Source organism: Streptomyces sp. NPDC059787, from assembly GCF_042732315.1.
GTDB lineage: Bacteria > Actinomycetota > Actinomycetes > Streptomycetales > Streptomycetaceae > Streptomyces > Streptomyces atrovirens.
This window is the reverse complement of the sequence record NZ_JBHWHX010000088.1, coordinates 1-11,130: the sequence shown is the minus strand read 5'-3', so window position 1 is coordinate 11,130 and position 11,130 is coordinate 1. Positions and strand designations below refer to the sequence as shown.

Annotated in this window: 6 protein-coding genes and 1 pseudogene; 5 read left to right on the top strand and 2 right to left on the bottom strand. The window is 68.3% G+C overall.

What is annotated here, in order from left to right; translation table 11 throughout:
* Positions 1 to 92 precede the first annotated feature (92 nt).
* Positions 93 to 1,343, top strand: coding sequence for an IS21 family transposase (istA, locus tag ACFV5H_RS37160; RefSeq protein WP_385199118.1), 1,251 nt, complete (start codon positions 93 to 95; stop codon positions 1,341 to 1,343).
* Positions 1,343 to 2,149: an IS21-like element helper ATPase IstB gene (gene istB, locus ACFV5H_RS37155; protein ID WP_351561320.1), complete on the top strand. Its 807-nt coding sequence runs from the start codon at positions 1,343 to 1,345 to the stop codon at positions 2,147 to 2,149. The genes istA and istB overlap by 1 nt, the downstream gene beginning before the upstream one ends.
* Positions 2,150 to 2,635: 486 nt before the next feature.
* Here the strand turns inward: istB and ACFV5H_RS37150 are convergent, their stop codons facing one another.
* Positions 2,636 to 4,045 (bottom strand): Helicase associated domain protein, encoded by a 1,410-nt coding sequence (locus tag ACFV5H_RS37150; protein ID WP_385199116.1) that lies wholly within the window; start codon positions 4,043 to 4,045, stop codon positions 2,636 to 2,638.
* Complete coding sequence (locus ACFV5H_RS37145) at positions 4,042 to 7,002, bottom strand: DUF4365 domain-containing protein (RefSeq protein WP_385199114.1); 2,961 nt, start codon at positions 7,000 to 7,002, stop codon at positions 4,042 to 4,044. Before ACFV5H_RS37145 ends, ACFV5H_RS37150 begins: the two co-directional genes overlap by 4 nt.
* Before the next feature lie 230 nt (positions 7,003 to 7,232).
* On the opposite strand from ACFV5H_RS37145, the gene ACFV5H_RS37140 reads away from it, so the two are divergent.
* The 3 genes and pseudogenes from ACFV5H_RS37140 to ACFV5H_RS37130 form a co-directional block, all read left to right on the top strand.
* Positions 7,233 to 8,390, top strand: a complete 1,158-nt coding sequence (locus ACFV5H_RS37140; RefSeq protein ID WP_385199113.1) for a tyrosine-type recombinase/integrase — start codon at positions 7,233 to 7,235, stop codon at positions 8,388 to 8,390.
* A 590-nt stretch (positions 8,391 to 8,980) separates the two neighbouring features.
* Entirely contained in the window at positions 8,981 to 10,879 is a 1,899-nt protein-coding gene (locus tag ACFV5H_RS37135) for a tyrosine-type recombinase/integrase (protein ID WP_385199112.1), read from the top strand.
* Positions 10,879 to 11,130, top strand: a pseudogene (locus ACFV5H_RS37130) (hypothetical protein); the annotation flags it as partial. The gene ACFV5H_RS37135 and the pseudogene ACFV5H_RS37130, both read left to right, overlap by 1 nt.

The window sequence follows — 11,130 nt, the reverse complement described above, 5'->3', positions numbered from 1 at the left end:
TGTCGGCGACGGCTGAAAAGTGGACCAGCGGCGACGCTTGAAAGTTGACCCCCTTCAGGGGTCTGGCTCGTTGAGTCAGGCCGGGAGGAGTGGTGATCAGCGTGGAGGACTGGGCGGAGATCCGTCGGCTTCATCGGGCCGAGCAGATGCCGGTGCGGGCGATCGCGAGGAAGCTGGGGATCGCGAGGAACACGGTTCGCAGGGCGATCGCGGACGACGCGCCGCCGAAGTATCAGCGGGCCCCGAAGGGTTCGATCGTGGACGCGGTCGAACCGCAGATTCGTGAACTGCTGGAGCAATGGCCGGAGATGCCAGCGACGGTGATCGCCGAGCGGATCGGCTGGAACCGCGGTCTGACCGTGCTCAAGGAGCGGGTCCGGGACCTGCGGCCGGCCTATCGGCCGGCGGATCCGGCCTCGCGGACCGTCTATGAGCCGGGTGAGATCGGCCAGTGCGACCTGTGGTTCCCGCCCGCCGACATCCCGCTCGGCTTCGGTCAGGTCGGGCGGCCGCCGGTGCTGGTCATGGTCGCGGGCTACTCGCGGTGGATCACCGCCCGGATGCTGCCCTCCAGGTCGGCGGCCGACCTGATCGCCGGGCACTGGCGGCTGCTGACCGAGCTGGGCGCCGTCCCGCGGGTGCTGGTCTGGGACAACGAGGGAGCCGTCGGTTCCTGGCGGCCCGGTGGTCCCCAACTGACCGACGACTTCGCTGCCTTCGCCGGCCTGCTGGGCGTCAAGTTCCTGCTCTGCAAGCCCCGTGATCCGGAGGCCAAGGGCCTGGTCGAGCGGGCCAACGGTTATCTCGAGACGTCGTTCCTGCCCGGGCGGGTGTTCACCTCACCGGCGGACTTCAACATTCAGCTCGCCGACTGGCTGACCAGGGCGAACCGGCGCATCCACCGGACCTTGCAGGCCCGCCCGGCGGACCGGCTGGAAGCGGATCGCTCCCGGATGCTGGCCCTGCCGCCGATCGCCCCGCCGGGCTGGTGGAAGGCATCCCTGCGGCTGCCTCGGGATCACTACGTCCGTCTGGACACCTGCGACTACTCGGTGCATCCGCTGGCCGTCGGCCGCCGCGTCGAGGTCGTCGCCGACCTGGACCAGGTGCTGGTGACCTGCGACGGCGTCGAGGTCGCCCGCCATGCCCGCAGCTGGGCTCGCCACCAGACCATCACCGATCCGGACCATGCGGCCGCTGCCGCGGCCGCCCGCAAGGCGGCCGCCAGCCCGAAGCCGGCGCCGGTGGACGTGACGGAGGTCGAGGAGCGGTCGCTGGAGACCTATGACCGGATCTTCGGCGTGATCGACGGCGGGCTGAGCACGGGTGAAGGGGCAGCGTGATGAGCACGAAGAACGGCACGAACCAGGCCAGGACCAGCCGCGACGTCGGCTCCGAACTGATCTATCTGACCAAGGCACTGAAGGCCCCGGCCCTGCGCGATGCGGCAGCCCGGCTCGCCGAACGGGCTCGCGACGAGGGCTGGAGCCACGAGGAGTATCTGGCCGCATGCCTGCAGCGGGAGGTCGCCGCCCGCGACTCCCACGGCGCCGAGGGACGCATCCGGGCAGCTCGATTCCCCTCTCGCAAGTCGCTGGAGGACTTCGACTTCGACCACCAGCGGTCAGTGAAACGCGAGGTCATCGCCCATCTGGGGACGCTGGACTTCGTCGCCGGAAAGGAGAACGTGATCTTCCTGGGACCGCCCGGAACCGGCAAGACCCACCTCGCCACCGGGCTCGGCATCCGGGCCTGTCAGGCCGGCCATCGAGTCGCCTTCGGCACCGCCGCCCAGTGGGTCACCCGCCTCGCCGAAGCCCATCAGGCCGGGCGTCTGAGCGACGAGTTGACCCGGCTGGGACGAATCCCGCTGATCGTGGTCGACGAAGTGGGTTACATCCCCTTCGAGCCCGAGGCGGCCAACCTGTTCTTCCAGTTCATCTCGGGACGCTACGAACGCGCCTCCGTGATCGTGACCAGCAACAAGCCCTTCGGACGCTGGGGCGAGGTCTTCGGCGACGACACCGTTGCCGCCGCGATGATCGACCGACTCGTCCACCATGCCGAGGTGATCTCACTGAAGGGCGACAGCTACCGCATGCGCGGCCGCGACCTCGGACGGGTTCCCGCCGCCAACACCGGGGAATGACCAACATCAACTGACGCAGTGGGGGTCACTTTTCACCCGCCGGAACCGGCTCACTATTCAAGCGTCGCCGACATCCGGTGCCACTCAAACTTCACTGGCACACGCTCAAAACTCCGTTGGCACAGGCCAGTGGGTGAACGGAGACAGCACGTGGAGCCCGCTGGGTCTGCCTGCCCGGCAGTCGGTGACCTTCCGTCTACTCGTGCCCTCCCCGGGAGCGGTTGGCGACCCAGCCCGGATCGCGTACGGGCACCGGCACCGGAGCGTCGGTGGCTGGGGTGCGCATGATGCGCCAGCTGGTGCGCGGCGCGGTGACGGCGTGGACCAGGACGACGAGGGCCTGGCGGATGGCGCCGCCGCGGACCCATGCCCCGGTGAAACGGACCTGATCGGCCGCCTAGTCGCCCAGCCGCTGCTATGGGCGCAGTCGCCCGAGCAGGTAGCCGGCCGCGAGGGCGGCGGCCGCGGTGACGACGACGCCCACCATCAGGACCACCGCATCCCGATCGCGGACAGCTGCTTCACTCGCTGGGGTGTCAGCGTCGCGGCCCGGCTGCGCTGGTTCCCGATCCATGCCCCGAGACGGAGCTCGCGCTCCTCCTGGTCCTGGCCGACGATCCGTTCGACGTGTTTCCTCGGTACCCGCAGGTGCCCCTCGCGCTCGTAGAACTGGCGGGCGGCTTCATAGTTCATGGCCCATTTGTCGGCCTGTGTACGGCGCGGGGGCGGCTTCTCGTCCTCGGACGCGGGCTCGATTCCGAGGATGTGTTCGCACAGCCATTGCTGGACGGTGGTGAGGTTGTCCCAGCCGTACCGGACGGAGCGTACCCACCGTCCGAGGTCTTCGCCCTGGTGCACGACCTCGCCCGGCGACGTGGGCAGCGGGCGGCCGGCCTCGAGGTGGAGCCGGACGAGGTGGAAGGAGCGTTGCCACTCCACCGGCCAGGCCGGGCACCAGGAGGGGTCGATGTCCTCCAGCTGCTCGCGCCGCATCTCCGACAGCGCCCCGGCCGACGACTGAACCGGCAGGCCCTCGGTGCGCCGCTGTTCGATCTCGGCCGCTTTGCGGGCGGCGGCCCGCTGGTTCTTCAGCCAGATCCCTACCCGGTAGCCCTGGTAGGTGGCGTCCAGCGGGGCCAGGAGGTGGCCCGCCTCGGCCGCCCACCCGCGCGCCGCCGCGAGACCTTCCTCCCACGCGACGTCGTAGTGCGACCACACCATGCCCAGCTTCTCCAGCTGCTCGACACGCTCCTCGTCCATCTCCCCGCGGGCGTAGAACCGGCGAGCGTCGGCGATCCACTGCCCCAGCGGAAATCCGGCGAGGGCGGCCGGCCACCCTTCGGCTTCGGTGTCCTGGTCGTCGCGGGTGGGGACGCGGTACGTGAACGGCACCTTCAGGTCGCCGTGTAGCCGGTTGTAGATGACGGTGGCCTCCACACCGCGCCGCCAGTGCTCGTGCTCCGGGTTGAGAACCCGCAGGTTGATGAACGCGGCCAGCTGCGCTGGGTCGCGCGGGGTGGAGAACTTCAGCAGTTCCCGGGCCGGCACCGACAATCCACGGTCGCTCCCGGCTTCCTCACCCTCCGGCCCTCCGCTGCGGCTCTGCACGCCCCTGACGCTGCTGCGTGCCTGCTGCTCGGCGAGTTGTTCCACGACGCGGGCGTCGTGCGCCCTGAGCGCCTCGAGCAGCTTCGCCAACCCGCCGAACGCCCTGGAGGTGAGCATGTTGTCCGCCGTCTCGCCCGGCCCCAGTAGGACTGGCACCACGAGCGAGGCGACCTTGCCCTCGCCAAGTTGCATCCGCAGCGCGCGGCCCACGGCCTGGACGAGGTCGGGCATCGAGCCGCGCACGTCCGCGAAGTAGACGGAGTCACAGTTGCGGGTGTCGATTATCAAGGGGTGGTGGCGGGGCGTGGTGTGTTTGTTGTGGGTGGTGGGCTGGCTGTGGGGGTGGCTGCTGAGCGCACGAGAGCGGACATGTGTTGTCGGAGCTCGTTTCGCAGGGCGCGGTGGGTTTCTAGGGCTGATGTGTGGTCGAGGGCGTGGGCGATGGCGAGGGGCACGCGGCACCCGGGTTCGTATGCTGCTGTGGTGATGGCTGCTTCGACGGCTGGAGTGGGGTTCTCCTGGAGTCCGCGGGTGAGGGAGAAGGCTGCTGCGGCGCGAACTTGGTACTGCGGATCGCCGGTGAGAGCGACCAGCGTTCCCTGGATGACGGGGTCGTTCGTGTGGTAGCTGAGGGCGGTTACGAGGCGTGAGGCTGATTGGCGTTGTGAGGCGGAGCCGCGCAACCAGGTGAGGATGCGGTGGAGCGCCGTGTTGCTATCTACTGTGCCGAGGGCGAGGCCGAGGGCGAAGGCTGCCTCGGTGAGGTCCCCGGCTTCGTCGATCAAGCCCGGTACCCCCCTGATTGTGGGCAGTCCCGTCTCGAAGGCAGCCCGCAGACGGGCGGCAGCTGCGGCGGGGAGCTGGTCGGCGCGTGTGGTGAGGGCGCGGACGGCCCCTGCTTTGTGCTCTTGGGCGACCTGAGGATCGAGCACGATGTCGATGACGGGGTCCCAGCGGGCATGCTCGGGGAAATGAAAGCTGCACAGTGCCAGGAGGCGCGCCCAGTCCCAGCCCCCGAGTCCCCAGCTATTTTGGTGAGCTTCCTCGAGTTGCTGCTGGCAGTGAGATGCGGCCAGGCCGATCACGTGCTGGCCGGTGCGGGGGGCGAGGTCCGCCGGTGACCGCACTTCGCCGATGGCGTCGATGTCGCCGGTTTCGGTGCGGCGCAGCAGCTCGGCTTCGGCCGCGGAGTCGCCGCAGGCGATCAGTACGCCCAAGAGCGCGGCGGACATGCTAGGGCTGCTGTGGCCTGTTGCGGCCGCGAGTAGCCGGCTGGAGGAGGCTGCGACGGCAGAAGGCCTCAGGTGCGCAGCGAGTTTGATCAGGTCGGTTTCCGCAGGCGCGCCCGGCCGGTCGGGCAGGATGCGCAGGAGCACGTCTGCTGCTGCCGCGTGGACCGCGTCGCTGGCTGCGGGCAGGACCCGCCAAAGAGCCCTGTGCGCGTAGTGATCGATGGAGAACGTCGGTCGTACGCGTTGCGCGAAGGGGTCGGGGTCTTCGAGCAGGGTCAGGCAGTGGTGTCCTGCCTGATCGGCCAGTTCGGGCGGGAGGAGGTCTCCGGCGTGCCGCAGAAGGGCCAGCTTCGACGATGCGTTGGTGTGGGTCCATGGCGCCGTCACCGACCGCTGTATGGCGGCTTGCACCGGGCTGGCGGGCCCTGCCGCCCATAGACGTTGAACAGCGGTCTGCAGTGTTTTGGTGCAGCCGAAGCGTCTCAGTTCGTCGAGTGTGTCCTCCAGGCCGCGGGCGTGAGCGCCGAGCGGAATCTGGCGAGGCTGGCTGTCCTGCACGCTGAGCTCCGCCGCCGCATCGCTGCGCCATGCCGCTTCGTGCTGGATGACTTCATGCCGGGCATGCTGGGCGAGGGCGGCGGCTGCCGGGCCCCGCGTTCCCGCCAGAGAGGCGCTCAGCCACGCGCTGAGCAGACGGTCCTGCGCTTCGTTCGATGGCCAGGTGCCGGGGTCTTCGCACTCTCCCCAGGCACGGAATGCCTTTTCCTCATGCTCTTCGAGAGCCCAAGCAACGGTTTGAGAGCGCCACCAGGAGGCGGCAGTATCGACGGCTGTCATGGTGGCACCCAGGTCCTTTGCTTCCAGTCCTGAGGTGCGGAAGAGGAAGTCGGCAGCTGACGCACCGATGGCAGCTGCGGTGACGTCATCGAGATCCAGTGCGACGGTCCGCTGTGCTGCCGCGGCCAGGCGACGGGAAGTTCCGAGGTCTCCCCGCTCACTCATCACGATGGCTCGATGCATGTATGCCCAGGCCTGGTCGATGGGGAGAAGGTCCTCGCCCGCCGCCTCCAGGAGGGCTTCTGCTTCCGCCAGCCGCTCGGCGGCGGTGAGGAACACCGCACCGGTCACAACGCTGGCCGCGATCCGGTGCGCCTGTTCTGTTTTCCGTTTCTTCGGACGCTTGCCGGTGGCCAGTGGTGCGGGGCAGGTGGCTGTGGCGAGGTCGAGGAGCGGCTGGATGTCCGCATCCACTGCAGCGCTGTAGTAGGCGGAGAAGAACCGCCATTCCCACAGGCGGGAGCGGCTGTCGGCTCCGGCAAGCTGAGGATTGGAGCCCTTCTTGATGTACCACTCCAGGTCCTGGGCACGCCCCTGGGTGACCAGGGCGATGGCTTCCTCGGGGACGAGGGTGCGTTCATAGCTGGTGTTGCGGTGGGGAGCGATGAGACGAGGGGTCAGCAACGCGTGGCGCAGTGCTCTTCCGGGAGCGACTGCCCTGGCTCCTGCCGCGAACGAGGTGCCTTGGAGCACGGGCTGCTGCTTTGCGGAGGCGGCAACCTCCAGCAGGGTGTCCCGATTACTCAGCTCTACCTTCTGGTGGATCGGCACGTGGATCTTGAATCCGTCCCCCGTGCTTTGAACCGCTTCCTTCGTCACATGCGCCCAGTACGAGGTGCGGGTGGCGTCGTCGTGCATCACGAGCAGGTGAGGCAGGGCGTGCTGGACCCAGTCCTCGAAGTGCCTAGCGTCGCTTTCCGCGTACCACCATCCAGTGCAGGCACCTTGATCGTCGCTGGTCGGTGCGCCGAAATACGAAGGTCCTGACTTGACCTGAGCCGCCAGCAGGATAATGCGGTCGAAGCGCCGTTCGTCGCGTACCTGCAGGAACAGATCGATACCGAGGTCATGGCGGGTGTTTTCCGAAGGACCCCAGCCAAGGTCTGTGAAGTCGGCTATGACCCGGGAGACCCCCGCTCCGCCGGTCTGTTCCTGCTCGCTGCCGCGCATACCCATTCCGCAGCCTCCTTCTGACAGTCCTGTCGCGCCTCGGCAACGACGCCCGTTGCGATGCACACCCTTGTGAAGTGGCAAGCGCAGGCCCCCTGGACGCCCTCGGCCTCAGGCCGGTGATTATCCATAGGTGCACGGGCTTATGTGGTGTGTTCGGTGTGGTTCCCACCTGGTCGTGTGGGAGATGCTCGGAAGCGGTGTTGGCTGGGGGCGGGCTTGGTTGTGTTTGGTGGGTGGAGCAGAGCTATGTGGCTGAGCGTTCGATCTCTCCGTCGACCGGTGTGGAGCGGTGGGTGGTGGCCGATACACGCACCTTCGACCTGCATGTAGAGGCGTGTGCGTTTTTGGCGGGGTTGCGTAGCAAGGGCCGCTCGCCGAACACGGAACGGGTCTACGCGGGCCGTCTCGCCCTCTATCTGAATTACTGCACCCAGCGCTGTATCGAGTGGTCGTGTCCGAGTTTCATGGCGCTGTCCGGGCTGCAGCAGTGGCTGGTCACCACGCCGCTGCCGGCCCGCAGCCGCCGCTCCCCAACGGTTGCGCCCCGCTACCGCTCACGGGGTACGGCGAACGCGGTGATGACGGCGGTCACGGACTTCCTGCGCTTCGGCGCGCTCCACGGCTGGGTCCCTGCCCAGACGGCTGGCCTGTTGTCGGAGCCGAAGTTCCTGCGGTTCTTGCCGGCCGGTTACGACGCCGGCGAGCGTGGCCAGTGGCGTCAAGTACAGGTGTCGGCTTTTCGTTTCCAGGTCAGCGAGCCCGGCTACGAAGCCCTGTCCCCGCAGCAGATCCGCCGCATGATCGCGGATACGCCCCGGGCGCGGGACCGTTTTCTCATCGCGCTGCTCGCCGCGACCGGCCTGCGGATCGGGGAGGCTCTGGGTCTGCGCCAGGAGGATCTGCATTTCCTGGCCTCGTCACGCCCGCTGGGCTGCCCGGTTCAGGGCCCGCACCTTCATGTGCGGCGCCGCACCGACAACCCGAACCGGGCCCTGGCCAAGTCCAGACACTCCCGCTGCCTCCCCGTCACCCCCGAGATCGTCGCCTTCTACACCGACTACCAGCACGAACGGGCCCCGGTGGCCGCCGCGGCCGATACCGGCATGGTGTTCGTGAACCTCTTCCGGCCCCCGCTGGGGCGGGCCATGACCTACCCGAACGCCAAGAACGTCTTCGACCGCCTGGCCCGCCGCGCCGGGCACCCGGCTCGCCCGCACATGCTGCGCCACTCCGCGGCCACCCACTGGCTGCGTGAGGGAGTGGACCGGGACGTGGTGCAAAAGCTGCTGGGTCACGCCTCGCCGCTGTCCACGGACCGCTACCGCCACGTCGATGAGTGTGAGACCCGGGCGGCTGTCGACCGGGCCCAGGCATGGCGGGAGGACCAGTGAGCACGGCTGGTGCGCCTGCCGTCGCACGTTCCGCACCGACGAAGGCCACGAAGAAGTCGTGGGAGACGTGGCTGCGTGCCCACATCGATCCCGCGTGGCGGCCGGGGGAGTGGGACAGCGCCAGATGGCTGTTCACCGGAGACCTCGACAACCCGCGCACCTCGTCCTCCCGGTGCCGCACCCGCCGCTGCGACGTGATCGTACGTGCTCAGGAAACGTTCTGTACCTACTGCTCGGACCAGCGCAGAAAGAGCGGTCTGCCGCGGGAAGAGTTCGCGGCCACTTTCACCCCCGCCCGTTCCAGATCCCTGCCATTGACGGTCGTCGGGCCGTGCACGCTCACCCGGGACAGCGTGCGGTGTGTACGCCCTCAGGTATCGGGAGGCCTGTGCGCCGCCCACCACGGATCATGGAAGTACCACAAGTCCAGAGGCACGCTCGAGCGGTGGCTTCGCAGCCGGGCAACACCGTTCACCGAAAACCCGGACTGTATGGTGACCCACTGCTCCGGCTGGGCGATGAACTCCAGTGGGCTGTGCAACTACCACTGGCGCGCCTGGAGAGCGGAATGCCGCTCCAGCACTGACCCCGTGCCTGCCGCCCAGTGGGCACCGCACCAGCCCCTGTATCTGCTGGCGCACCAGTTCCACCTCGCCCCACTGCCCGAGCTACTGCGCTGGGAAGTGCTCTACGCCGTGCAGCAGATGGACCAGTGGGTACGTGCCCTGGAACCTCACTGGATCCGCGGCGTGATCAGCCACCTCACCACGGCCGACACCCTTCTGGACGCCACCAACACGGCCCGGCTCACCAAGCCGCACCAGGCTGCCGTCCGCACATTGGAGAACCTGCAGTCCGCCGCCCGCGCCGGATACAGCGAGTTCTCCGGGATCACCCTCATCGACCAGGACGTGATCGATCTGCGCGTCCTCGGGCTGCGCCACAGCGCCTCCGGCAAGCGCCGGCATCTTCCCGGCCGCGTCGATCTCCGCACAGTCCGCCAGCCCTGGCTGCGCCAGGCGCTGCGTCATTGGGTGACCACCGCCCGCCCCACCACGGAAGACTTCAAGCGCACTTTCCACGCGACGACCATCGCCTCCACGGCTCTCGCCCAGCGTGCCGACGCCGGCGACGATCCCGCCGCCCTGACGTTCGCCGATGCCACCTTGGCCGTCGACGCTTTCCGCGGCGCACGCAGACGAGACGGCACCCTCTACTCCTCTTCCTTCCGGCGCAGTCTGCTAGGGATGTTTTTCCAGCTCATCGCCTACGGCCGCCGCTGCGGCACCCTCGATGACCTGGCCGGCACCTTCACCCGCGTGCCCGTCGAGCACGTCATCTCCGTGGAAGAACCCAACGAGGACTTCATCGGCAAGGCCATCCCCGAGTCCGTCATCCGGCAACTGGACGCCCACCTCGACACCCTGGGCACCGGAAACACCTACGGCTGCCGCGACATCGCCCCAGACGCCCGGCAGCTGCTGTACCGCACGATGTACATCGTCCTGCGCGACACCGGGCGCCGCCCGCTCGAGATCGTCTCCCTGGCCCGTGACTGCCTGGAAATCCACAACGGCCAGCCCACCCTGATCTGGGACAACCACAAGCGGAAACGCCACCGCCGACGTCTGCCGATCACAACCTCCACCGCCGACGCCATCCGAACCTGGCAAGACTGCCGCGACCAGCTGCACCTTCCCGCCAAGGGAGACCGATACCTCTTTCCGTCCCTCACCGCGCTGAGCGACGCCCCCCACATCTCCAGCACCTACCTCAGCGACGCCCTCAGGCTCTGGGCAGACGCCCTGCCCCCGCTCCACGCCGAGGGCACCGACTCAAGAGGACAACGCCTGCTCTTCGACCGGTCCCTGATCTACCCCTATGCCTTCCGCCACTCCTACGCCCAGCGCCACGCAGACGCCGGCACCCCCGTCGACGTGCTGCGCGAGCTGATGGACCACAAATCCATCGCCATGACCCAGCGCTACTACACCGTCTCCCTCAAACGGAAGAGCGAAGCTGTGGCCAAACTCAGCGCACACGTCCTCGACCAGCACGGCCACCTCAGCCCCAGCTCGAGCACGGCCTACGAGATGCGCTCCGTCGCCGTTCCCTACGGCGGCTGCACCGAGCCGTCGAACGTCAAAGCCGGCGGCCAAGCGTGCCCCATCCGCTTCCAGTGCGCCGGCTGCGGCTTCTACCGCCCCGACCCCTCCTACCTGCCCGCCATCGAGCACCACATCAACGAACTACGAGCAGACCGCGAAACCGCACTCGCCATGGGCGCAGCCGAGTTCGTCACCACCGCCCTCACCGCACAGATCACCGCCTACCAGCGCGTCATCGACCGCATGAACACACACCTGGCGTCCCTCCCCGCCTCCGAACGCGCCCAGATCGAAGAAGCCAGCACCGTGCTGCGCAAAGCACGGGCAGGCGACAATCACACCCTCCTGCCCCTCACCACTGCCCGACCGAAAGACCCGTGATGAACCCCCACGGCAACCCCGCCCCCCTCGCCGAAGCCAGACGCCGTCACAGCCTCGACAAACGAGCCCGTGTCCTCACCGTTCTTGCCACACTCGAGAAACAGGGAAAGCCGCTCACCTTCGCCGCAGTCGCCCGCGCCGCCCGAGTCTCCACCTGGCTCACCTATGCCCCCGGCGTACGCGAGCACATCGAAGCAGCCCAACTACGCCAAGCCCACAGCACCCCGCCCTCTGCCACGGCAAGCCCGCCC

Excerpts from the sequence above, each read along its gene's own strand:
- istB (WP_351561320.1), top strand. The coding sequence starts at position 1,343 with ATGAGCACGAAGAACGGCACGAACCAGGCCAGGACCAGCCGCGACGTC.
- ACFV5H_RS37145 (WP_385199114.1), bottom strand. The coding sequence starts at position 7,002 with ATGGGTATGCGCGGCAGCGAGCAGGAACAGACCGGCGGAGCGGGGGTC.